Below are 21,684 nucleotides of genomic sequence, written 5' to 3'. Positions count from 1 at the left end.
CAGCCCTCAACTCGCCCGCCGCACAGCCATCACGACGGCCCTCAGCAAACCCCACCGCACGGACTTCACCACGGCCGCCGCCCAACTCTCGGCCAGCTTCGCGACATGGCTCTCGCCGCAACCGCCTAGCCCCAGTCCGCCTCACGGCACAGCTCTCGCCGCAACTGCCCAGCCCCAGCCCGCCTCACCACACAACTCTCGCCGCAACCGCCCAACCCTCGCCGCCCCGCCGCCCGACCGGCCCCCAGCCAGCCGCACCGCACATCCCCCGCCACGACCGCCGAACCAGCCCCAGCCCTACCCCTCGCAGCAAACCGCAGCAGAACTCCGGCCGTCAGAACAGCAACTGCGCCACCGCGTAAATCACCAGCCCAGCCAGCGCACCCACCACGGTCCCGTTGATCCGGATGAACTGCAGATCCCTCCCGACCTGCAGTTCGATCTTCCGGGAAGTCTCCTCGGCGTCCCACCGCTCCACCGTGTCCGTGATGATCGTCGTGATCTCGCGCGAATAGTGGGTCACCAGGTAAACCGCCGCGCTTTCGACCCAGCCGTCGACCTTCGAGGTCATCGACGGGTCGTCCACCAGGCGCTTGCCCAGCGATTCCAGGCCGCCGCGCACCCGCTGGCGCAGTTCGCTCGACGGGTCCTCCGCGGCGTTCAGCAGCATTTCCTTGGCCGTCGCCCACGCGTTGCCGATCAGTTTCTGCACTTCGCCGTGGTTCACGATCTGGCCCTTGACCTGCTCGGCCCGCTCCATGGTCTTCGGGTCGGTCTGCAGGTCCTGCGCGAACTCGCCGAGGAACTTGTCCAGCGCGAGGCGCATCGGGTGGTTGACGTCCGTCTTCACGGCCCAGGCGAAGGTCAGTACCTCGCCGTACACCTTGTCCGCCAGCATTTCGTCCACGAACTTCGGCGACCAGCTCGGCGCGCGGTCCGAGACCACGCGCAGCATCGTCTGGTGGTTGTCCCGGACCCATTCGTACGCCCGGTCGCACATCAGGTCCACGAGCTTGTGGTGCGCGCCGTCCTCGAAGACGCCCGCCAGGATTTTGCCGAGCGGCGGACCCCACGGCTTGTCGATCACGCGCTTGACCACGGCCTGCTCCATGATCGCCTGCACGTCCTCGTCACGGAGCACCGTCACGGCACCGCGCACGACCGTCGCCAGTTCCGACGTCACGCGTTCCGCGTTGTCGCGCTGCGAGAGCCAGGCACCGAGCCTGCTGGCGACCTCGACGCGGCGGAGCTTGTCGCGGATGACATCAGGGGACAGGAAGTTCGAGCCGACGAACTCGCCGAGGCTGTTGCCGAGCGCGTCCTTCTTGTTCGGGATGATCGCGGTGTGCGGGATCCGCAGCCCGAGCGGATGCCGGAACAGCGCGGTCACCGCGAACCAGTCCGCGAGCGCGCCGACCATGCCCGCCTCGGCCGCGGCGCGCACGTAGCCGACCCAGCCTCCCCAGCCCGCCGACTGCGCCCAGCTCGTCAGCAGGAACACGATCGTCGCGCCGAGCAGGAAGGACAGCGCGACCAGCTTCATCTTGCGCAGGCCGCGCCGTTTCGCCTCTTCGCCGGCGGTGCCGCCGGGCGGGTCCGCGGGCGTGACCTTGGCAGGGGTGAGTTGCTCCACACCGCCATTGTCCGTGAGGATGCGTTCTCGTGCGTGAACCAGCTCTCGTCCCCCGCCTCCGCCCGTTCGCCTCGACGGTCTTCGCGGAGATGACCGCGCTCGCCGTCCGGCACGACGCGGTCAACCTCGGCCAGGGCTTTCCGGACACCGACGGGCCCGCCGGAATGCTCGAAACGGCGAAGAACTCGCTGTTCGGCGGCGACAACCAGTATCCGCCGGGACCGGGCCGCCCGGAGCTGCGCGCCGCGATCAGCCGGCACCGCCAGCGCTACGGCGCCAGCTACGACCCGGACACCGAGATCCTGGTCACCGCGGGTGCGACCGAGGCCATCGCGGCGACGCTGATCGCGCTGACCGAGTCCGGCGACGAGGTGATCGTGGTCGAGCCGTACTACGACTCGTACGCCGCCGCGGTCGCGATGGCGGGCGCGCAGCGGCGCGTGATCGGACTGGTCGAAACCGAGAACGGACAGCTCGAACTCGACCTCGACGCCCTCCGCGACGCGATCACGCCGAATACCCGCGCGGTGCTGCTGAATTCGCCGCACAACCCCACCGGCACGGTGTTTTCGCGCGCGCAACTGGAGGAGGTCGCGCGGCTGTGCGTCGAGCACGACCTCATCGCGGTCACCGACGAGGTCTACGAACACCTCGTCTTCGACGGTGCCGAGCACCTTCCGCTCGCGTCGTTCCCCGGCATGCGCGAGCGGACCGTCGCGATCTCGAGCGCGGGCAAGACCTTCAACTGCACCGGCTGGAAGATCGGCTGGATCTGCTCGACGCCGGAGCTCGTCGCCGCGGTGAAGGCGGCGAAGCAGTTCATCACCTTCGTCTCCGGCGGACCGCTGCAGCCGGCCGTCGCGTACGCGCTCGACAACGAACTTGAGTGGGTCGAAAACCTGCGTGTGAGCCTTCAAGAGAAGCGCGATCGGCTGTCTGCCGGTCTTGTCGATGCGGGATTCGCCGTACGGCCGAGCGCGGGGACCTATTTCGTGACCGCTGACGTGCGTCCGCTCGGCTTTGAAGACGCCGCCGAACTCGCTTGGACGCTGCCGGAACGCGCCGGAGTCGCGGCAGTACCCGTCAAGGTGTTCACGGATCACCCGGACGAGTGGAAACATTTGCTGAGGTTCGCGTTCTGCAAGCGCAACGAGGTGATCGACGAAGCGGTCGAACGCCTGCGGAAACTCGTCTGACGACTGCGGCCCGGCCGCGGTTTCTCCCTGCGGGAAAGGAGATACCGAGAGTGTCGCGGTGGCCGAAACATCGGGTCAACGCCCGAATTCGCGCCGTCGGACGGCCGCCCGGATGGCCGCATTCGCCCCGGTTGAAGCGACGCTGGGTGATCGACTAGGGCGGATCGGACACCAGAGCCGGTGGGGACGTTCCGCCGTACGGGGTGGATCGAGCGCGGGAGAGATGAAACACTCGCGTCCGGTGCTAGAAAGAGGGCAGCCCCGGGGGACCTGCGACCTGGCCGGAAGAGAGCCCCAGCAAGATCAGCCTCGTGCGGTGGGCCGCACGAGCTTCAGGCGCGGACGGTGGTGGTGGCGTGACCGGCATGGCGACCCCGCGCGGCCTCGCACATCCCGCGCCCTCCGGCGCGAGCGTCAGTCCGCTCGGGAACACGAGTTCGGTGTTGCTGGGCATGGTCGACCGCGCTGAGCGGAATTCCTCCTTCGCGCGCGCGGGCGCGCGACGACGGCCACGCGCCTGGGCGGCGCCGATCGCCCGGCCTGCCGCCCGAATCGCCGTCGCCGGCGGACTCACGCTGGCCGGATGGCTGCTCGGAGCGGCGTTGTCGCAGGCGAACGCGGCGACGGACGACCACGTCGACCATCCGATCTCTTCCGCACACGACACCGAGCCGGAGCACCGGTACGCCGGAACGGCCACATCCGGCACGCTCACCTGGGCCATGCCGGGCGCGGCGACCGGCGCGAAGCGCGCCAACCTGCACCGGTTCCACGTCTCCGCCAAAGACTTCGAGCCCGACGTGAGCTTCCGGCCGACCACAGTGGCCGGAAGCGACCCGGGTACGCAGAATCCGGGTCACCACGCTTCCCGGCCCGCCCCCGCGGCGAAGGTCACCAAGCCCGCCAAGCCGAAGAGCCCGGTCAAGCCCAAGCACCACGCGCCTGCCAGCGACCCCGCGCCGGAAGCCGCCACCCAGCCCGGCCTGCTCAGCAGCATCGAACCCGAGCCCGGCATCCTCAGCACCGCCAGCCACGAACCGCGGCAAGGACTCCTCGACGGCCTGCTCGGCGGCTCCGATCGCGACTCCGGCCCTGGTCTCCTGGACGGCCTCCTCGGCAGCCCCGAACACGACCAGCCAGGGCTTCTCGACAGCGTCCTCGGAACCGTTGACGACACCGTCGACACGACCCTGCACACCACCGTCACCTCGGTCGACACCGTGATCGACACCGCGCCGGTCCGAGTCGTCGAACCGCCGGTCCGCGCAGTCGAACCCGCACCGGTGGCCAGCGGCTCGGTCAGCGCCTCCGTCCCCGCGACGAAGCTGGCGAAAGAGCCTGACGCGCCGGTCGCCGAGAAGGTCAGCAAGCAAGCCCCCGCCGTCGTGCACACCGCGCCCGCCCGCGTCCTCACCGGACAACCCGCCGCGAAGCAGGAAACCCAGCCCGCGCCGCCGGTCAAAGAGCGCAGCCGGGCAGGCGGCGGCAGCAGCGGTGGCGGCGAAGGCCTCCCCTCTGCACCGGCCGCACCGGCCGCGCCCGCGTCGACTGTCTCAGCGGGACACGACGGTTCCGGCGGCCTGCGCCAGCTGTTCGCGCTGGCCGGCGACGGCGACACCGTCACTCAGCTCAAGCTCATCGGCGTCAGCCGCGACCACGAGGTCGACGGCGCGGGCAGGGATGCCGCCCTGCCGACCACCTCCCCGGACTGACCGCCCGACCGGTTTCCCGGGGAGAGCTACGTCCACGTCAAGATCAACTTCTTGATCGCGCGCGCCCGTTCGCTGCGCCGGGCTCACCCCTTCGCACCAATGCCACTTCGAACCAGGGGCTGAACCATGACCGCACTTCCCGACCGGCCGACCGCGCCCGGCCGGATCGGGCCCTGGTCCCGGCGCCGCGCTGCCCCCGCGGCGCCGGGACCCACCACGGGCGTGCTCCGGAGGTTTTCGCTCACCGCGCCGAGCGAAAGCCTGCGCCAACCGAAGCTCGCCTGAACCGAGGGCGCTTCCCGGCACTTCGAGGGGCTGTGCCGGGAAGCGCCTCGGACGATCGGCCGGTGCGCCGGACAGGAGACCGCCACCCTCCCTGGAGTGGCTGGATCCCATCCGGTGCACCGGCTGTTCACTTTTCCGGACCGTGAGTGGCGCTACGTCACCGGAATCCGCTCCGCGGGCACATCCGCGCAGCCGCGTACCGAAGCCGCCGCCGCGCTGACCCGCCGCACCGCCTCCGGCAATTGCTCGCGCGGCAGCCCGAACGGCAGCCGCAGCCAGCGTTCCAATCCGCCGTGCACCCCGAACCTCGACCCCGGCGCGAGTTGCACGCCGCGAGTCGCCGCCGACACCGCCAGCCGCGTGCTCATCGGCTCCGGCAACCGGCACCACACCGACAGTCCGCCGGACGGCACCTGGAATGTCCACTCTGGACAGTACTTGCGCAGTGCCGAGACCGTGATGTCCCGCTGCTCCCGGAATTCCGTACGACGCCGGGCAAGCACCTCGTAACCCTCCGGTTCCAGCAGCGCCGCCAGCACGAGCTGATCGAACACCGGCGCCCCGAGATCGACCGCGAACCGCGAGGACTGCAGCCGGTCCAGCAGATCCGTCGACGCCCGGATCCAGCCCAGCCGCAACCCGCCCCACTGCGATTTCGCCGCGGATCCGACGCTCAGCACCAGATCCCCGCCGAACGCGGCCAGCGGCGGCGGACCGTCCACCGGATCGCCCTCGTAATCCAGCTCTACCAACGATTCGTCGACCACGACCGGCGTCCGCGTCCGGGCGAGCAGCCCGCCGAGCCGTTCGCGGCCAGCCGCGTCGAGGCGCAGTCCGGTCGGGTTCTGGAAGTCCACCACGAGGTAGCCGAACCGGGGCGCGGCCTGGCGCAGCGCGGCTTCAATCCCGGGCAAATCCCAGCCGTGCACCGGATCGAGCGCGACCGGCACCGGCAACGCGTGCGTCGCGCGGACGGCGTCGATCGCGTTGGGATACGTCGGTTGTTCAAGCAGGACACGATCGCCCGGCCCGGTCAGCATCCGCAGGCACAGCACGAACGCGGAGTACGCGCCGGACGTCACCAGCACCTGGTCCGGCGAGGTCGGCAGGCCACGCGCGGTGTAGCGCTCGGCGATCCGCTCACGCAATCGCGGAAGGCCGCCCGTGAGGTAGCCATTGCCGCTGGCGTACTCGACCAGGTCCCGCCGCGCGGTGTCGAACGCGGCCATCAGCCCCGGCACGGCGGGCGGCGCGGCCCGCGCGAGGTCGAGGAGGTCGTCGCGGACCGCCTCGGCCTCGTCGCGGTTTCCGACCCCGGCCACCCACGACCCGGCTCCGCGACGGCTGGCGACGAGGCCGTCCGCGCGGAGCCGGTCGAGCGCCGCCCCGATGAGCGTGCGGCTGACGCCGAGCGCGTCGGCGAGTTCGCGCTCGGCGGGCAGCCGGGTGCCGATCGGCAACTGCCCGTCGAGCACGTGCAACTCGACCGCCGCCGCGAGATCCGACGCACCTTGCCGGGAGCCACGCTGCCGCCATTCCCCCAGCAATGTGGCCAATCGACGTCCCGAGATGCGCCCACCGAGCGGTTCCATAAGGCCAATTATTGCGCATTGGCCATGGCATATCAGGCCAGTTGTCGCCAATAGTGGAGAAGTGGCAGCTATCGACCTCAGTCCGCTCAGCATCCGCCGATCCCCCGCGCGCCGGGGCGCCCAGTTGTTCGCCGGACTCGCCCTCTACGGCGCGAGCATGGCCATGCTCACCCGAGCCCGCCTCGGCCTCGACCCGTGGGACGTGCTGAACGACGGCCTGACCAAGCTCACCGGCCTGACGTTCGGCACGATCAGCGCCGTAGTGGCGGTCTTCGTGCTGCTGCTGTGGATCCCGCTACGGCAGCGCCCCGGCATCGGCACCGTTGCGAACATCGCGGTGATCGCGGTGGCCGTCGACGCGGTGCGCGCCGTGCTGCCGGACCAGCACGTGCTCGTCTGGCAAATCCTGATGCTAATCGGCGGCGTGGTCCTGAACGCCGTCGCGACCGCGGTGTACGTCGGAACCCGCCTGGGCCCCGGCCCACGAGACGGCCTGATGACCGGCCTGCACGCCCGAACCGGCTGGTCAGTGCGCCTAGTCCGGACCGGCATCGAAGTACTCGTCCTGGCCGCGGGCTGGCTGCTCGGCGGCTCGGTCGGCGTCGGAACGGTCCTGTACGCCCTCAGCATCGGCCCGCTGACCCAGGCTTTGCTCCCCCTGGTCACTTGGCGCACCGGGCCGGACGAGCAAGAACAGCATTAGCGTTTGCCGACGGCGTGGCGGACCGCCGGATAATCCACGCCGCGCGCCGCGAGGAAATCGGCGACCGGACCGCGCTGTTTGACGAGCGCGAGCAGCAGATGCTCCTGCCCGAGATGCTTGTCGCCGAGGTCGTGCGCCTCCCGCACGCTCATCTGCAGCGCGTTCTTGGCCTCCGAGGTGAACGGCAAGTGATTGCGCCGGCTGCGCCGCCCAGCCTCAGCGAGCGCACCCGGCCCGTGCGTCTGCTCGATCCGGTCCACGATCTGATCGACGTCGATGCCGAACTCGGTAAGCGCCTCGGCATCGGCGTCACTGATCCCCCCACGCCGACGCACCCGGGCAAGCTCAGCGAAGACGTCGTCCCGAGACACCCCGAGAACCCGCAGCAGCCGCACCGCCTCGCCGTCCTCAACCCGCGCCAACCCAGCGAAAACGGCCTGCGCGGAAATCTCGCGCGCCCCCGCTTCGTGCGCCGCCGCCTGCGCCTCGACCACCGCTCTCCGGGCGTCATGGGTGAACTTCTCGAACATCAATGCCTCCCGTACTTCTTGTGCACGGCCTGCCGGCTGACCCCCAACTCGGCCGCGATGTCCTGCCAAGACCAGCCGTGCATGCGCGCACTGCGCACCTGCACGGCCTCCAACTGCTCCAGCAACCGCCTAAGCGCCGCCACCGCCCGAAGCCCCACCCGGGGATCCCGGTCACCGGCGCGAGCGGCCAGATCCGTCGCTTCCGTCATGATGTCAATCTAGGTTGACACCGACGCCTCTGTCAACCTCCGTTGACACCGCAAGGTTCGTGAGGGCCACCCTCACAGACTCTGATTCCCTCAGGGTCCCCCTCACGACCACCGCCCGCCGCGATGCGCCCCAATGCCACATTGGGTGCGTCCCACGCACCCAATGTGGCGTTCGGTGCGTCCCACGCACCCAACGCCACATTGGGGCGCTAACCCAAGCCCACCACGAACCGCAGCCGACGCACCCAACTGTCGAGGCGCCCAGCCCCTCCCCCGCACCCCGATACGAAGCGTCCCTGCGGTCTGCACAATCAAGCTTCGGGGTGCCCCACGCACGCCAGGGCGCAATGTCGCCGCCAGGCGACGAGCCAAACCCACACCCAACGAGAGCTACAGTCAACGACGTGCCCGAGATCTCGACCGCAGAGCGAGCCGGAGTCGGTTCCGACGGCCACCCCCGTCCAACCGAAGACCACATCGCCCTCCTCCCCCAAGCCATCCTGGTCCTGGACGGCGCCACCTCCCCAAGCCCGGACCTCCCCCCAGGCGGCTGGTACGCCCACTTACTCCGCGACCAACTGGCCCACGAACTGACCACCCACCCCCACCAACCCCTAACCACCGCACTGGCAACCGCAATCACCGCGGTAGCCAAAACGAACGACCTGAACCCAGGCCACTCCCCCTCCAGCACAGTCTCGATCCTCCGCTGGACCGACCGCGAAATCGAAGCCCTGGTCCTGGCCGACAGCCCGATAGTCGCGTTTGGACACTCCGGAACCGACGTAGTCGCGGACGACCGCCTCATTTCCCTGCGCAACAACGGCCTCCTCCAAACCAGCGCAGACGTCCGCCGCAGGCGCAACGCCGAGGACGGCTTCTGGGTAGCCGAAGCCGACCCCGCCGCAGCCCACAAAGCCGTCCGACGCAGCTGGCCCCGCAAAGACATCGACGCAGTCCTCATAGCCACCGACGGCGTGGCAATCGGAGTAGACGAGTACGGCCTCTTCAAGTGGCCAGAAGTCCTGCAAATAGCCAAAAACAAAGGCCCAGAAGCAGTACTGGACGCAGTACGCGCCGCCGAAAACGACGACCCGCACGCCGTCCGCTGGCCCCGGGCCAAACGCCACGACGACCAAGTCCTCGTCCTCGCCGACTTCGCCGGGTAGGGGCTGAATCAGGGGTTTTCCCTGATCACGAAACGCCGCCGAGCGGCCAATCTGGCTACATGGGGAACTCACGAGGCGTCCGGGGATGGCGCCTGACCGCGCTGGCTGCGATCGCCTGGGGGCTGTTCACGATCACGGTGCTGCACATCATCAGCTCGCACGACCCGATCTACGACACGCTTTCGAGCTACACGATCACCGACCGAGGGGAAGGCATGCTCGGGGCGAGCGTGCTGTCGGTGGCCGTCGGATCGCTCGCGGTGCTCGGCGCGCTGATCGCCGGCGGGGTGCCGATGACGTTCAGCACCAAGGCTTTGCTCATGCTGTGGGCGCTCGGACTGGCGGTCGCCGCGGTTTTTCCGGCCAGTTACCCGCCGAGCCCAAACCCGCTCAGCGGCGACATCCACCTTTACTCGTGCCTGGTCGCCTTCGCGAGCCTGCCCGGCGCGGCGATCACGATGCTGGAACCGTTGCGCGGCACCGCGGAGCGCGTGTTCGTGGTGCGCTGGCTGAAGTTCGGGCTCGCCGCGGTCGGGCTGTTCGCGCTGAGCTTCCTGTTTGTCCGCTTGGACGAGGCCGGGGTGCGGCCGTTCCACGTGCTCACCGAGGTGCTGCCGGTGGGCGCGACGCAGCGGCTCACGCTGATCGCGAACGTCGCCCTGCTGCTGGTCCTGCTCCGCATCGCCGTGCGGACCGAAACCGCTCGCGCCACGGTGCTCGTCACTTCCGCGCCTCGGCCATGAATTCGGGCGCGTAACCGAACAATCCGGGAAGACCTCCGGTGTGGACGAACACCACGGTCTCCTCCGGCGAATACCGTCCCGCCGCCGCCCATTCCACCAGCGCGGCGGCGGCTTTTCCGGTGTAGACCGGGTCGAGCACCACACCCTCGGCACGGCCGAACAACCGGATCGCTTCCCAGGTCCCCGAAGCCGGAATGCCGTACCCCTCGCCGATCGTCGTGTCGTTCAGCCACACGTGCTCGAGTTTCGGTGGGTCGAACCCAAGCAACTGCGCGGCCCCGGCGGTGAGGTGGGACAAGTTGTCCACAGCCTCGTCGAGCGGGTGGCTGACGCAGGCGATGTCCAGGTCCAGCGAACCGAGCACCTCCGTGCCGAGCGCGAGCCCGGCCGCGGTGGCCCCGCTGGCGTGCGGACCGACGATCCGGGCGTGGTCCAGGCCCAGTTCCACCAGCTGGGCCGCCAGCTCGCGGGTCGCATCCACATAGCCAAGAACGCCCAGTGGGTCGGACCCACCGACTGGGACCGTCCGCACTTTCCGACCCTCGTCCGCCGCTTCGGTGAGCAGCCGTTCGTACGTCGCGGTCGCTTCCGCGTCCGACGCGCAGATGTGCACCCGCGCGCCGAAGAGGTGGTCAAGCGGAACGTTGCCGGACCGCTCGTACGCGTCACCGGAACGTGGCACCTCAGCGGTCAGCACCAGCTCGCAGCGCAACCCGAGCTTCGCGCACGCGGCTGCGGTCTGACGGCCGTGGTTGGTCTGCAGGGCACCGAAGGTGATCACGGTGTCGGTGCCGTCGGCGAGCGCCGCGCCGAGGTGGAAGTCGAGCTTGCGCAGCTTGTTGCCGCCGACGCCGAGCGGGTGGACGTCGTCGCGCTTCAAGAGCAGCCGGGGAATGCCGAGCGCTTCGCCAAGCCGCGGCGCCGGGACGAGCGGTGTCGGCCCGTAGTGCAGACCGGCGCGCGGAAAGCCGTCGAAGCTGGGGAACCGGGCGAAGTCGAACGTCATCGATCCTCCGTGCGCTGGCCGGGCTGATGGCTTGGAGTTTAGGTGGCTTCCTCAGGCGGTGGCCGGGTCCGCGGCCTTGGCTGCCCGCTCGATTTCGGCCCACCGGCTTTGCCAGAAGGCCTCGTCCCGGCCGCGCCGCGCCATGGCAGCCAGGTCCATCTCGACCGCGCCGTCCAGCTGTTCGCGCAGGATGTCGGCGTGCCCGGCGTGCCTGCTGGTCTCGGTCAGCATGTGGACAAGAACGGTGAACAGCAGCACATCCGGGCGCGGCCACCAAGGCACGTAGCCGGGCGAGTCGATCGCGAGAGCGGCGATCGTCGCGTCGGAGTGCTCGCAGACGCGCTGGTAGCGGCTGGTGATTTCCTCGCGGGTCTCGTGCTCGGTCGCCCAGAAGTCGGCACCGCGCTGGCCGAGGTCGTCCCATCGCGGGACCGGCTCGGGGAAGGGCCGGTCGAAAACCTCGCCGAAGTACCGGGCCTCGGCCAGCGCAAGGTGTTTGACCAGGCCGAGAAGGTTGGTCCCGGTCGCGGTCAGCGGACGGCGAATGGCGTATTCGGGCAGTCCGCCGAGCTTCCGGAGCATCGTCTGCCGGACCTCTTTCAGGTCGTCGTGCAGGTACTGCTTCGCGAAGTCATCGATCACCGGTACGAGCATGCCCGAACTTCGGCCACCGTGGTCAGGGGTGCTTTCCGAGCGTCCGCCGTGATACGTTCGTTCGAGCGAACGAGAGAAACGGGGAGCCGCTGATGCCTTCCGCGATGACAGAGTTCACGACCCTTGCCGACCAGGTCGCCGCGCTCGAAGCCGGCGACGTCACGGCCGTGCGGCTCACCGAACTCGCGCTCAAGCGGGCCCACGCGAGCCAGCCGGTGCTCAACGCGTTCCGTGTCCTGCGGGACGAAGCCGCGCTCGCCGAGGCCGCCGAAGCTGATCAGCGCCGGGCCGACGGTGATCGCGCACCCTTGCTCGGGGTGCCAGTGGCGATCAAGGACGACGTGGACATCACCGGCCTGCCCACCGCGTTCGGCTGCCCCGGCGACTTCCCGGCGGCCACTGGAGACGCGCCGGCGGTAGCGAGTCTCAAGCAGGCCGGCGCGGTCATCATCGGCAAGACCAACACGCCTGAGCTGGGCCAATGGCCGTTCACCGAGGGCACGGCGTTCGGCGCGACGCGCAATCCGTCGCAGCCCGAGCACACGCCGGGCGGGTCGTCCGGCGGATCGGCCGCGGCGGTGGCGGCCGGGGTCGTGGCCGCCGCGCTCGGGTCGGACGGGGCGGGTTCGGTGCGCATCCCGGCGGCGTGGACCGGGCTCGTCGGGATCAAGACCCAGCGCGGGCGGATCCCGACCGGCAGCGAACTGTTCCACGGCCTCACCGTGCTCGGCCCGCTCGCCAGGACGGTCGCCGACGCGGCCCTGCTGCTCGACGTCACCGCGGGCACCGGCACCTCGTTCCAGACCGCCGCGCAGCGCGAACCCGGACGGCTGAGAATCGGCCTCTCCACGCGGATTCCCTTCACCGCCACCAAAACCCGGCTCGACCCAGTGGTCGAAGCGGCAGTGCGGCAGACCGCCGAAACGCTCGCCGGGCTGGGGCACGAGATCGTGCCGGTCGAACCCGGGTACGGCCTGATCGGACTCACCTTCCTGCCGCGGTCGCTCACCGGCGTGCGCGATTGGGCCCGTCGCGTGCCGGAGCCGTCCGCGCTCGACCCGCGCACCCGCAGCAATGCCCAGCAAGGCGGCCTGCTCGCCGGGCCCGCGCTGAAACTCGCCCGCGCGCTCGAACCCGTGCTGCGCCGCCGGATCGGCGGAATGTTCGGCGACATCGACGTCCTGCTCACACCGACCACCGCCACCCCGCCGCCCGCGATCGGCTCCTTCGACGGGCTTTCCGGCTGGCAGACCGATCAGACGATGATCGCCGCGTGCCCGTACGCTTGGCCGTGGAACGTGCTGGGCTGGCCCGGGGTGAACGTGCCTGCCGGACTGACCGCGGACGGGTTGCCGCTCGGCGCCCAGCTGCTCGGCCCGTCGCATTCCGAGGAGCGGCTGATTTCCGTTGCCGCGCAACTGGAAGAGGTACTGCGATGGCCGGACCGACGTCCCGAGCCGGGGTGGTGAGCACCCGCGACGCGATCCTCCGCGCCACCCTGAAAGTGGTCGGCGAACAGGGCGTCGGCGGGCTCACCAACCGGCGCATCGTCGCCGCGGCCGGGGTTTCGCTCGGCACGCTGACGTATCACTTCCCGAGCCAGACCGAACTGTTGCGCGAAGCGATGCTGTTGTTCGCCGAGGAGGAAACGGCGAAGCTGGCGGGGATTGTCGAGGTATACCGGGAACAAGGGCTGAGCCTCGAACAAGCGGCGACGGTCGTGGAGCACGTGATCAAGCAGCTGCCGTTCGGCACGGACGAACTCGCGCCGCACGAGCTGTACCTGCAAGCCGCGCGCGACCCCGGGCTGCACGAAGCTTCAGCGAAATGCTTTGCGGCGTATGACGAATTGGCCATCACGATCCTCACCGCGCTAGGTTTGCCGGATCCGGAACGAGTGGCCGGGCCGGTGGTCGCGTTGATCGCCGGGCTGCAGTTGCGTCGGCTCGCCACCGGCACGGACGTTCCGGCCGCCGAACCGTTGATGATGCTGTTGCATGGCGCCCGGGGCTGACGTGGCCCCGCCGGTCGTCCGCGGTACCCGCGGCTTGGCGCTATTTCGGCGACTTCCGCGACGCGCTGCTCGCGGAGCAGGTGCTCGTGCTGCAGGTCGCGCATCCGGTTGCGGCGGCTGGGGTTCGCGATCATTCGGACTACCGCGAGGACCTGTGGACCCGGCTGATGCGCACCATCGCTTCGCTGTCGATCTATGTGTACGGCGGGACAAAAGGCGCGCAAGTCGAGGCCGCGCGACTGCGGAAATTGCACCGAACCCTTCACCGGGATCGCTGACGGTCGTCGCTACAGCGCCCTCGATCCTGGCGCGTACGCGTGGGTGCACGCGACGCTGGCTCCCTTTGACGCACAACGATTCTTCGGCCACCCAATGTCCACTTCGGAGCTTGACGAGTACTACGCGCAGCTGCGCGGCATCGGCCGGACCCTCGGCGTGCGCGAGCGGTACTTGCCGCCGACCTGGCCGGAATTCGAGCAGTACTACCGGAAGATGATCGCCGGATTCGGTCCTGACGAAACGATCAGCACGCTGTTCGAAACCATCGACACCGTGGGGAAACCGTTCGCGCGCATGTCGGACCGCCGCTGGTCGAAGCTCCAAAAAGGATACTCGACCGGGCAGATGTTCCTGATCCGCACGCCGGACGTTCCCCCTCGCCCCGGCCCCGCCAGCGCAGCCCCCACCCTCTCCGGGGGACGGCCCTTGTCCAGTCTATCCGCTCCCACTGACAACCCCGTCCACTTCGGCCGGGTTGTCCACAGCAAGCGCGACTTGGGGAAAGTCCCGTGCTCACCGGCCCCATGCGAGTGGTCGGCAAGCTGAACGTGTGGCTGCGCGAGCGCCCGTGGGCTTACCGGTTTTTCGTGCGCTCGTAGTGCGCCCGGGCCTTCGCCCGGTTCCCGCAGCGCGACATCGAGCACCACTGCCGAGTCCGGCGTGGCGACGTGTCGACAAACCGCAGACCGCAGTCGTCCGCCGAGCAGATGCGGATGTCCTCCACGCCGGTGGCGAGATCGACCGCGTCCGCGGCCAGCAGTGCGAGGACCGTCGCCACTGGATCCGCCGGAGCGGGCACTTCCCGCTGCAGCAAGCCGTCCTTCACCAGCAGGCGGTCCGGTTTCGGTGCGGCGGCAAGCGCGTCGTTGACCAGCCGGATGTCGGCGACCAGCGGCTTGACAGTCAGCAGCCGGTTCACTGCCTCGCGCAGTTCCTTGGCCGCCGCCAGCTCGGCGGCGGTCACTCGGAGGCGGCCGAACCCGGCCAGCTCAAGCCATTCCGCGAGCGCGTCCGGGTCGGTGAGCAGCTCGATGCCTTCCGGGAGATGCCGGGAGCGCAGCGTGTTCACCAGGTGCAGACACGGCCGTCCGGCGTCGAACACCCAATCCATGCCGCCCATTCTAACCATTGAAACCGGTGAGAACCCGCGCTACCGTCTAACCCTATGAGCCGGTTAGAAGCAGCCATGGCCCAAGTCGACGACCTGCGCGTGCACTACCTCCGCGGTGGCGACGGTCCGCCGCTCTTCCTCCTGCACGGCTGGCCACAGACGTCGCACTGCTGGCACCGTGTCGCCGGGCCACTGACCGAAACACACACCGTGATCGCACCTGACCTGCGTGGATACGGGCGCACCGACAAACCCCGCACCGGTTACGACAAGCGCACGATGGCCGCCGACGTCGCGAAGCTGGCCGAGCAGCTCGGGTTCGACCGGGTCGCGGTCGCGGGACACGATCGCGGCGGGCGGGTCGCGCATCGGTGGGCACTCGACCGTCCGGACCAGGTGGAACGACTGGCCGTACTGGACATCGCGCCGACGCGGGAGATGTGGCGTCGCCTCGACCGCGACCTCGGAAAGGCGTACTGGCACTGGCTTTTCCACCTGCAGCCAGACCTGCCCGAACTGCTGGCCGGGCAGAACATCGCCGCCTACCTCGGCTACTTCTTCGAGCGCTGGACCTTCCAACGCCACGGACTGCCCGCCGAAGACGTCGCCGAGTACGTCCGCGCCTTTGAAGCACCCGGCGCGCTCCGAGCCGGTTTCGACGATTACCGCGCCTCTTTCCCCGACGACGCCGAACTGGACGACGCCGATTACGCCGCAGGAAAACGCCTCACCCAGCCGGTACTCGCGATGTGGGGCAAAGCCGGCCTGCTCGGCAGCCTGCCCACGCTGGACATCTGGCGCGACTATGCGGACCACGTCACCGGCATCGGCCTCGAAGACTGCGGTCACTTCCTCCCAGAGGAGCAACCCTCACAAGTCGTGACGCACCTGCGGGAATTCCTGGCCAGTTAACGGAATCCGGGCAAACCCAGCGCCCACGGTCTGCTCGATCGCCGCGCCGACGCGGAACGCCGTGCCGTCGTCGTACTTGTCCGCGACGACCTGAACACCGGTCGGCACCCCATTGCTGGCCCAACCGGATGGCACGGCAAGCACCGGATGCTCACTGCCGACATTGAACGCGGGAGTCAGCGAAGCGTCCGAAAAGTGTTCCAGCGCAACGCCGTTGACCACGACCTCCGCAGACAGATAGTCCTCGCCAGCAGCGAAGGCGGTGGCACCGAGAGTCGGCACGATGAGCGCGTCGAACCGGCCGAACACCGCGTCAAGGCGCTCGCGGATCGCCGCTTCGACCGCGTGGCCGGTTTCCGCGTCCACAATGTTCTCGACGCCCTTGCGCGCGAACGCCTGACAGTACGGCGTGATCACGCCCGGGTTTCGCCGGTCCAGTTCCAGGACTTCGGCAGCCAGGCCGGTCCCGAAGTGCGCCCACAAGGCCTGTTTGACCATGTCGAGCGTCCAGTCGATCTCAATCTCGGTCACCACCGCACCCGCGGACGCCAGCGCCTGTCCGACCGCGCGGGTATTGGCCGCGACCTCAGTGTCGACAGGGAAGTCGCCAGGCACCGGACAGCACGCGACGCGCAGCCCGCGCACGTCACCCAGCTCGACAGAAACCGCCGGGAGCCGCGAATGCGAGTCGCGCGGGTCTTCGCCCGCCATGACGTTCTGCAGGAGCGCGCAATCGGCGACCGTCCGGGCCATCGGGCCGTGGTGGTAGTAGGTGTCCAATCCAGCGGGCGGCAAGACCGGATTACGGCCGTGCGGCGGTTTGAACCCCACGACACCGGTGAAGGACGCAGGCGCGCGAAGCGAACCGCCGATGTCCGACCCCGTGGCGAGGAAAGCAGTCCCAGCCGCCAGCGCCGCGCCCGAACCTCCGGACGAACCGCCCGCCGCGGTCTGGAGGTTCCACGGATTGCGCGTAGTCCCCCAGCGCCGCGTGTGAGACAGCGGCATGCAGCAGAACTCGGACGTCGTCGTGCGAGCGTGCAGAATCCCGCCGGCCGCCTGGATCCGGCCGAGCCCGATCGCGGTCTCCCGCGCCAGCCGAGGCGGACGCAGGAGGGTGCCGTCGGTGACCGGGTGCCCGGCCAGCGGCTGTTCTTCCTTCGCCGCGACCGGCAGCCCTTCGAGCGGCCTCGGCCGACCGCCGGGCGCGTACTGCTTCTCCGCGACGGCCGCCGCCCGCAACGCCTGCTCGAACATCTCCTCGGCGAACGCGTTGACGTCCGGCTCGACCCGCCCGGCCCGCTCCACGACCGCGCGCATCAGCTCCACGGGTGACAGTTCGCGGGCGCGGAAGAGCCGCAGCGCTTCGACGGCGGAGAGGTAGTGGAGTGAGGTCATCGCGCGCTCCGTGGGGTCGGGCCGCTCAACCTACTCAGCAGGCGACCCTCGCCAAGCCGACATTCAACCCACAACCCCCGGCACCCACGGTGACCAGAGCTAATCCACACTCCACCCGATCGAGTGACTGTTGGCGAATCGTTCTCCGTTGAGACCTCGCCGTGGTGGACTACGAACTCGGCGGCAGGTCGAACTGACCAGCCTTGACCGCGACGAGGAAGGCGTCCCACTCGCCGCGGTCGAAGACCAGCACCGGGCTCGCGGCGAGCTTCGTGTCGCGCACGCCGATCAAGCCGGGACGGGAGAGGTTGACCTCGACACAGTTTCCGCCGTTGGGCTCGCTAGCGAACGACTTCGCCCAGGCCGCGGCCGCGAACAGCGACTCTGCCGTGTCCGGGTCGTAATCCTGGGGCGACGGATAATCCGCCATGGGTCGTCCACCTCCGAGCCTTGTGCAGGGCGTGCGGTCTGGTGCACGTCCCCGGCTTCTTTGCGTCACTACGGAGCAAACCGCAGGGCCAAGCGGGTGATCAACTCGACCCGATCTCGACATGAAGATTATTCCAGGAGTAGGATTAATCGCAGCGATCGGGGCGTCAGTGGTGGGTGAATGGCTTGCGACATTCAGCCCAACACCGTCAGCACCGGCCCGGGCACCCGGCCCGGGCGGCGGAACAGCCGCGAGATATCGGGAGGAGTGCGGATGCGAGCCGACCCGTTCGGCCCGGCCAGGAGCCGATCCGCCCGCCTTTCCGGGATCCGCACTGGTCCAGGTGCTGCGACGACCCTGAGGAGACGCCGCAACGGAGCGGTTTCCCTGGTGCCCGGCGTTGACCCGCCGAGCGCATACCCCGATCCGGCCGGCGCCGACCCGCGCCGGTTCCCGTTATCCGAACTGGGGGTGTGATCCCATGGCCGTCCGGCTCACCACGCTTTTCCGCCGTGAGGACGAACACACTCGCGGCCGGCGTGGGATCAATCACGAATTGCGCAACCGGTTCGGGTTCAGCCTGATCCAGGCCCCGCTGCGCAGCCCGATGGTTGTGGACACCGAGATCGAAGTACCTGCTCCGCGCCAAGCGGACACCGTCCACACCACCCGCCACCGTCGCGAGACACGAGTACCGATTCTCCACGGGCTCGGCTGAGCCGAAGCCCGCATCGTCCACGCTCCCCGGAATTCCTTGCCCGGGGAGCGTTTTCGTGTCCGGACCCTGGCCGCGACGGAGGTTCAGACCACTGCGGCCGGTCTAGACCATGCCCGCCGCGCGCGCCCCAATGCCACATTGGGTGCGTCTGACGCACCGAACGCCACATTGGGTGCGTGGGATGCACCCAATGCCACATTGGGTTTCTCGGCAGCGGGTTCCGAGCCGACGGGGCGCGCGGTTCGTCCTCGCCGAGGGGCCTGGTCCGGCACCGTCCAGCCGACGCTCCGCAACGCCGTGGCAGGACCGCACACAACTGCTGCGGAGAAACCCCCATCCGGGGGCACCAACAAGCGAGTGGCGGGGCCCCGTCAGGGCTTGCGACCCAAAGCGCAAATCCCGCCGCTGAACGAAGGATCGTCCGCCATCCGCGCGCTCGCCGTCGTTTCGCCCGACTCCGGGTGCCAGTCCGACACCCACGCGATGCCCGGCTCCACCAGTTCCAACCCGGAGAAGAACTCCCCGAACTCCGCCCGCGAGCGATAGTGGAACGGCGTGCTCGACTTCTGGTACTGCTTGTGGATCGCGTCGCGGCGTTCGCCGTCGGTCGTCGGGACGCCGTCGTCGGTCAGGTGCGAGGACAGGAAGTACGAGCCGGACGGCAGAAGCGACAGGTACTTCCGCACGATCTCCAGCGCCGGTTCGTCGCGGCCGACGAAGTACAGCACCCCGACCATGATCAGCCCGATTGGGCGCTTCGGGTCGAGCACTCCGGTGTCGAGCGCGCGCGGCCAGACGTCGGCCGGGTTGCGGAGGTCGCCCTGCAGGACCGCGTGCCGGTCGGCGACGCCGTCTCGTTCCAGCAGGATCTGCGAGTGCGCGACGGCCACCGGCTCGTTGTCGACGTAGACGCAGCGCGCGTTCGGGTTCACCGATGTCGCGATCTCGTGCACGTTGCCGACGGTGGGCACGCCGGAGCCGATGTCCAGGAACTGGTCGATGCCCTGTTCGGCCATGTACCGCACGCCGCGGCCGAGGAACTCGCGGCCGGCCTTGGCGATGGTCTTGATCATCGGAAAGGTCTGGACCGCTTTTTCGCCGAACTCGCGGTCGATGGCCCAGTTGGCGGTGCCGCCGAGGAACCAGTCGTAGATCCGCGCCGCGTTCGGCCGATCGAGGTCGACGCCCTCCGGGGCTTCCGGATCCGGTGCCTGAGTCATCAGCTTCCCCTTCCGTGCGGGTACCAGTGTGCCCATTCGCCGCGACCGCGCGCCGCCGCCCCCGGCAATCGCCCGAAAATGCCACGACTCCGGTACGTCCGGGCCACTAGGTTGCGAGGGATGCGCATCCTCTTCTCGTTCGTCGGCGGTCGCGGCCACTGGGATCCGATGGCACCGGTCGCGCGAGCGCTCCTCGCGCGGGGCCACACCGTAGCGGTCGCGGGCGGCGGTTCGCACGTGCCGGCGCTGGCCAAAGCCGGATTCACGACCTTCGCGGTCAACGAACCGCGCGAGGTCGAGGCGACGCGACAGCCGATGCCGCCGGTCGACCCGGCGCGCGACGATTGGGAAATCCGGGAACTGTTCGCCCGCCGTGCGACTCAGGAACACGTGCCGGTGCTGCTGGAGATCGCCCGGGAATGGCGGCCGGACCTGATCGTCCGGGACGAAGTGGACTTCTCCGGCGCGATCGTCGCCGAGGCACTGGGCCTGCCGTGCGCGACCGTCCTGGTGCTCGCCGCGGGAACGTTGCTGCGCAAGGAACTCCTCGCCGAACCGCTCGCCGAGGCCCGCGCCGCGCACGGCCTTCCGGACGACCCGGAGCTCGAAATGCTGACCCGCGGCCAGGTGCTCTCGCCGCTCCCGCCGTCCTTTCGCGACCCCAGCTCGCCGCTGCCGGCCGGCACTTTCTCGTTCCGCCAAGGAGATCCGGTCGCGCCCCGCCAGCCCGCCGACAGGCCGCGCGTGTACTTCACGCTCGGCACCAACTTCAACCTCGAGTCCGGCGACCTCATCGAGCGCACTCTCGCCGGGCTGGGCCAACTGGACGCCGACGTGACCGCCACCGTCGGCACCCAGATCGACCCCGCCGAGTTCGGACCGCAACCGGCGCACGTCCGGGTGGAACGGTTCGTCCCGCAGGCCGAACTGTTGCCACGCCTCGATTTGATGATCTCGCACGCCGGATCCGGCAGCGTGATCGGCGCGCTCTCGCACGGTCTGCCCTCGCTGCTTTTCCCGATGGGCGCCGACCAGCCTGGCAACGCCCGGCGCTGCGCCGCGCTGAACGTCGGGCACGCGCTCGACCCGGAAACGTCCACTCCGGACGAAATCCGCCAAGGCGCCGCGAAAATCCTCGCCGACCCCAGTTATCGCGAGGCCGCGCGACACCTGCAGGCGGAGATCAACGCACTGCCCGATGCCGGGGAAACCGTGCCCGTGCTCGAAGCACTGGTCACATCATCTGGGAGCGGTAGCTTTCCGCCAGCTCCTTGAGGAACTGCCGCGTCTCGCCCCGTTCCAAAGCGGCGCCGCGCAGCCGGTCCCACGAGTCCACGAAGATGTTGAAGTCCTTCACGTCGTCGAGGTACAGCCCGCCCGCGGAGTGTTCGATGTAGACGAAGTCGCGCGTGCGGTCCGGGAACCGCATGATCGTGAAGTCGTTGGGCACCGCGGCGAGCTTCGCGCCGAACGGCAGCACGTGCACGTACACCCGAGGGTGCCGGTCGAGCGCGAGCAGGTGCTCCACCTGGTCCAGCATCACCGCGGGCGCGATCCCGCCGGGCGCGCGGCGCAGCGCGCCCTCGCTGATGATGAACCGGTAGTACGGCGGCTGCTGCTGGTCGAACACCGCCTTGCGGTCGAGCCGGTTGCGCACGAGCGACGTGACGTCGGTGGCTCCCGCCTCGGTGAACTGCTTGAGCATGTAGTGCTCGGACTGCAGCGGCCCCGGGACGCGCTCGCCGTGCCAGGTGAGGATCTCCGCGGCGGCGGGCTCGAGGTCGGTGAAGGTGCGGAACCAATGCGGCACCACCGACCGGTAGCCCGACCAATGGCCGCGCTGCCCGGCCGCGGCCCGGGCCAGGTTCATCAGAGTGTCGGCTTCTTCGCCGTTGATCCCGAACGCGTTCAGCATGGTCCGCACATCTCCGAGCTTGACCCCCACCGCACCGGACTCGATCTTGTTGACCTTGCCCTGGGTGCAGCCGAGTACCTCGGCGACTTGCTGCTGCGTCATCTTCGCGGCGTTTCGAGCATGCCGGAGCTCGTTGCCGAGCTGCTTGCGGCGCGAGGTGACGGTGCTCGCCATCTCCCCTTGCTCTCCTGAACACTACTGCCGACGGGCTTTCCGCCGGACCGCGAACTACGAACCACCCAGGCCACTGCGACC

21 protein-coding genes and 1 pseudogene are annotated in these 21,684 nt (G+C 69.2%); 11 read left to right on the top strand and 11 right to left on the bottom strand.

All coding sequences use genetic code 11. From position 1 onward, the window contains the following. Window positions 1-334: 334 nt before the first annotated feature. Complete coding sequence (locus ACFORO_RS35070; protein ID WP_354746081.1) at window positions 335-1,633, bottom strand: DUF445 domain-containing protein; 1,299 nt, start codon at window positions 1,631-1,633, stop codon at window positions 335-337. A gap of 29 nt (window positions 1,634-1,662) precedes the next feature. On the opposite strand from ACFORO_RS35070, the gene ACFORO_RS35065 reads away from it, so the two are divergent. Together ACFORO_RS35065 and ACFORO_RS35060 are read left to right on the top strand one after the other, a co-directional pair. Continuing rightward, window positions 1,663-2,829: a pyridoxal phosphate-dependent aminotransferase gene (locus ACFORO_RS35065; RefSeq protein WP_377874210.1), complete on the top strand. Its 1,167-nt coding sequence runs from the start codon at window positions 1,663-1,665 to the stop codon at window positions 2,827-2,829. A gap of 365 nt (window positions 2,830-3,194) precedes the next feature. Then, window positions 3,195-4,541 carry a hypothetical protein gene (locus ACFORO_RS35060; protein ID WP_449224226.1) on the top strand — a complete coding sequence of 449 codons (1,347 nt, stop codon included), beginning with the start codon at window positions 3,195-3,197 and terminating at the stop codon, window positions 4,539-4,541. 437 nt (window positions 4,542-4,978) lie between these two features. Here the strand turns inward: ACFORO_RS35060 and yczR are convergent, their stop codons facing one another. After that, entirely contained in the window at window positions 4,979-6,418 is a 1,440-nt protein-coding gene (yczR, locus tag ACFORO_RS35055) for a MocR-like transcription factor YczR (protein ID WP_377874212.1), read from the bottom strand. Window positions 6,419-6,479: 61 nt separating this feature from the next. Between yczR and yczE the strand changes: the two genes are divergently transcribed. Beyond that, complete coding sequence (gene yczE / locus ACFORO_RS35050; RefSeq protein ID WP_354746075.1) at window positions 6,480-7,121, top strand: membrane protein YczE; 642 nt, start codon at window positions 6,480-6,482, stop codon at window positions 7,119-7,121. Here the strand turns inward: yczE and ACFORO_RS35045 are convergent. Further along, entirely contained in the window at window positions 7,118-7,651 is a 534-nt protein-coding gene (locus ACFORO_RS35045; RefSeq protein WP_354746073.1) for a Clp protease N-terminal domain-containing protein, read from the bottom strand. The two genes, yczE and ACFORO_RS35045, sit on opposite strands and share 4 nt — an antisense overlap. After that, a complete protein-coding gene (locus ACFORO_RS35040) occupies window positions 7,651-7,860 on the bottom strand; it encodes a hypothetical protein (protein WP_009071860.1) in 210 nt (69 codons plus the stop codon). The genes ACFORO_RS35045 and ACFORO_RS35040 overlap by 1 nt, the downstream gene beginning before the upstream one ends. 404 nt (window positions 7,861-8,264) lie before the next feature. Between ACFORO_RS35040 and ACFORO_RS35035 the strand changes: the two genes are divergently transcribed. Both ACFORO_RS35035 and ACFORO_RS35030 read left to right on the top strand, forming a co-directional pair. Beyond that, complete coding sequence (locus tag ACFORO_RS35035; RefSeq protein ID WP_377874213.1) at window positions 8,265-9,029, top strand: hypothetical protein; 765 nt, start codon at window positions 8,265-8,267, stop codon at window positions 9,027-9,029. A 59-nt stretch (window positions 9,030-9,088) separates the two neighbouring features. Further along, window positions 9,089-9,772 (top strand): DUF998 domain-containing protein, encoded by a 684-nt coding sequence (locus tag ACFORO_RS35030; protein WP_377874214.1) that lies wholly within the window; start codon window positions 9,089-9,091, stop codon window positions 9,770-9,772. On the opposite strand, the gene ACFORO_RS35025 is transcribed toward ACFORO_RS35030, so the two are convergent. Next, complete coding sequence (locus ACFORO_RS35025) at window positions 9,750-10,778, bottom strand: D-cysteine desulfhydrase family protein (protein ID WP_377874215.1); 1,029 nt, start codon at window positions 10,776-10,778, stop codon at window positions 9,750-9,752. The genes ACFORO_RS35030 and ACFORO_RS35025 overlap by 23 nt on opposite strands. A 51-nt stretch (window positions 10,779-10,829) precedes the next feature. Further along, a complete protein-coding gene (locus ACFORO_RS35020) occupies window positions 10,830-11,432 on the bottom strand; it encodes a DinB family protein (protein WP_377874216.1) in 603 nt (200 codons plus the stop codon). Window positions 11,433-11,524: 92 nt separating this feature from the next. On the opposite strand from ACFORO_RS35020, the gene ACFORO_RS35015 reads away from it, so the two are divergent. The 3 genes and pseudogenes from ACFORO_RS35015 to ACFORO_RS35005 all read left to right on the top strand — a co-directional run. Then, entirely contained in the window at window positions 11,525-12,901 is a 1,377-nt protein-coding gene (locus ACFORO_RS35015) for an amidase (protein WP_377874217.1), read from the top strand. Continuing rightward, on the top strand, window positions 12,868-13,446 hold the full coding sequence (locus ACFORO_RS35010; protein WP_354738696.1) for a TetR/AcrR family transcriptional regulator: 579 nt from the start codon (window positions 12,868-12,870) through the stop codon (window positions 13,444-13,446). The genes ACFORO_RS35015 and ACFORO_RS35010 overlap by 34 nt, the downstream gene beginning before the upstream one ends. A 1-nt stretch (window position 13,447) precedes the next feature. Beyond that, window positions 13,448-14,085: pseudogene (locus ACFORO_RS35005) on the top strand (oxygenase MpaB family protein); the annotation flags it as partial. A 214-nt stretch (window positions 14,086-14,299) separates the two neighbouring features. Here ACFORO_RS35005 and ACFORO_RS35000 read toward each other — a convergent pair. Next, window positions 14,300-14,836: a CGNR zinc finger domain-containing protein gene (locus ACFORO_RS35000; RefSeq protein WP_377874218.1), complete on the bottom strand. Its 537-nt coding sequence runs from the start codon at window positions 14,834-14,836 to the stop codon at window positions 14,300-14,302. A gap of 75 nt (window positions 14,837-14,911) precedes the next feature. On the opposite strand from ACFORO_RS35000, the gene ACFORO_RS34995 reads away from it, so the two are divergent. Further along, window positions 14,912-15,748, top strand: a complete 837-nt coding sequence (locus ACFORO_RS34995) for an alpha/beta fold hydrolase (RefSeq protein WP_446681615.1) — start codon at window positions 14,912-14,914, stop codon at window positions 15,746-15,748. On the opposite strand, the gene ACFORO_RS34990 is transcribed toward ACFORO_RS34995, so the two are convergent. Together ACFORO_RS34990 and ACFORO_RS34985 are read right to left on the bottom strand one after the other, a co-directional pair. Continuing rightward, complete coding sequence (locus ACFORO_RS34990) at window positions 15,707-17,146, bottom strand: amidase (protein ID WP_377874220.1); 1,440 nt, start codon at window positions 17,144-17,146, stop codon at window positions 15,707-15,709. The two genes, ACFORO_RS34995 and ACFORO_RS34990, sit on opposite strands and share 42 nt — an antisense overlap. 169 nt (window positions 17,147-17,315) lie before the next feature. Beyond that, window positions 17,316-17,576: a DUF397 domain-containing protein gene (locus ACFORO_RS34985; RefSeq protein ID WP_354738706.1), complete on the bottom strand. Its 261-nt coding sequence runs from the start codon at window positions 17,574-17,576 to the stop codon at window positions 17,316-17,318. 481 nt (window positions 17,577-18,057) lie between these two features. On the opposite strand from ACFORO_RS34985, the gene ACFORO_RS34980 reads away from it, so the two are divergent. Beyond that, window positions 18,058-18,294: a hypothetical protein gene (locus ACFORO_RS34980; RefSeq protein WP_377874221.1), complete on the top strand. Its 237-nt coding sequence runs from the start codon at window positions 18,058-18,060 to the stop codon at window positions 18,292-18,294. Between the two features lie 371 nt (window positions 18,295-18,665). Here ACFORO_RS34980 and ACFORO_RS34975 read toward each other — a convergent pair whose 3' ends face one another. Next, window positions 18,666-19,514, bottom strand: a complete 849-nt coding sequence (locus tag ACFORO_RS34975; RefSeq protein ID WP_377874222.1) for an SAM-dependent methyltransferase — start codon at window positions 19,512-19,514, stop codon at window positions 18,666-18,668. 120 nt (window positions 19,515-19,634) lie between these two features. On the opposite strand from ACFORO_RS34975, the gene ACFORO_RS34970 reads away from it, so the two are divergent. Then, window positions 19,635-20,789 (top strand): glycosyltransferase, encoded by a 1,155-nt coding sequence (locus ACFORO_RS34970; RefSeq protein WP_377874223.1) that lies wholly within the window; start codon window positions 19,635-19,637, stop codon window positions 20,787-20,789. Here the strand turns inward: ACFORO_RS34970 and ACFORO_RS34965 are convergent. Further along, complete coding sequence (locus tag ACFORO_RS34965; protein ID WP_354738712.1) at window positions 20,749-21,603, bottom strand: helix-turn-helix domain-containing protein; 855 nt, start codon at window positions 21,601-21,603, stop codon at window positions 20,749-20,751. The genes ACFORO_RS34970 and ACFORO_RS34965 overlap by 41 nt on opposite strands. Between the last annotated feature and the right edge of the window lie 81 nt (window positions 21,604-21,684).

The sequence above is a fragment of the Amycolatopsis halotolerans genome (genome assembly GCF_042647905.1).
GTDB lineage: Bacteria > Actinomycetota > Actinomycetes > Mycobacteriales > Pseudonocardiaceae > Amycolatopsis > Amycolatopsis halotolerans.
Note: the sequence above shows the minus strand (reverse complement) of the source record. Positions and strands in the feature narration are given on the sequence as shown.

What these genes read in the sequence shown, in the direction of transcription:
- ACFORO_RS35015 (WP_377874217.1), top strand. Translation starts at nt 11,525, where the DNA reads ATGCCTTCCGCGATGACAGAGTTCACGACCCTTGCCGACCAGGTCGCC.
- ACFORO_RS34985 (WP_354738706.1), bottom strand. Translation starts at nt 17,576, where the DNA reads ATGGCGGATTATCCGTCGCCCCAGGATTACGACCCGGACACGGCAGAG.
- ACFORO_RS35040 (WP_009071860.1), bottom strand. Translation starts at nt 7,860, where the DNA reads ATGACGGAAGCGACGGATCTGGCCGCTCGCGCCGGTGACCGGGATCCC.
- ACFORO_RS35060 (WP_449224226.1), top strand. Translation starts at nt 3,195, where the DNA reads ATGGCGACCCCGCGCGGCCTCGCACATCCCGCGCCCTCCGGCGCGAGC.
- ACFORO_RS35045 (WP_354746073.1), bottom strand. Translation starts at nt 7,651, where the DNA reads ATGTTCGAGAAGTTCACCCATGACGCCCGGAGAGCGGTGGTCGAGGCG.
- ACFORO_RS35030 (WP_377874214.1), top strand. Translation starts at nt 9,089, where the DNA reads ATGGGGAACTCACGAGGCGTCCGGGGATGGCGCCTGACCGCGCTGGCT.
- ACFORO_RS34965 (WP_354738712.1), bottom strand. Translation starts at nt 21,603, where the DNA reads ATGGCGAGCACCGTCACCTCGCGCCGCAAGCAGCTCGGCAACGAGCTC.
- yczR (WP_377874212.1), bottom strand. Translation starts at nt 6,418, where the DNA reads ATGGAACCGCTCGGTGGGCGCATCTCGGGACGTCGATTGGCCACATTG.
- ACFORO_RS34975 (WP_377874222.1), bottom strand. Translation starts at nt 19,514, where the DNA reads ATGACTCAGGCACCGGATCCGGAAGCCCCGGAGGGCGTCGACCTCGAT.
- ACFORO_RS34970 (WP_377874223.1), top strand. Translation starts at nt 19,635, where the DNA reads ATGCGCATCCTCTTCTCGTTCGTCGGCGGTCGCGGCCACTGGGATCCG.
- ACFORO_RS34990 (WP_377874220.1), bottom strand. Translation starts at nt 17,146, where the DNA reads ATGACCTCACTCCACTACCTCTCCGCCGTCGAAGCGCTGCGGCTCTTC.
- ACFORO_RS35020 (WP_377874216.1), bottom strand. Translation starts at nt 11,432, where the DNA reads ATGCTCGTACCGGTGATCGATGACTTCGCGAAGCAGTACCTGCACGAC.
- ACFORO_RS35000 (WP_377874218.1), bottom strand. Translation starts at nt 14,836, where the DNA reads ATGGATTGGGTGTTCGACGCCGGACGGCCGTGTCTGCACCTGGTGAAC.
- ACFORO_RS34980 (WP_377874221.1), top strand. Translation starts at nt 18,058, where the DNA reads ATGGCCGTCCGGCTCACCACGCTTTTCCGCCGTGAGGACGAACACACT.
- ACFORO_RS35025 (WP_377874215.1), bottom strand. Translation starts at nt 10,778, where the DNA reads ATGACGTTCGACTTCGCCCGGTTCCCCAGCTTCGACGGCTTTCCGCGC.
- ACFORO_RS35010 (WP_354738696.1), top strand. Translation starts at nt 12,868, where the DNA reads ATGGCCGGACCGACGTCCCGAGCCGGGGTGGTGAGCACCCGCGACGCG.
- ACFORO_RS34995 (WP_446681615.1), top strand. Translation starts at nt 14,912, where the DNA reads ATGGCCCAAGTCGACGACCTGCGCGTGCACTACCTCCGCGGTGGCGAC.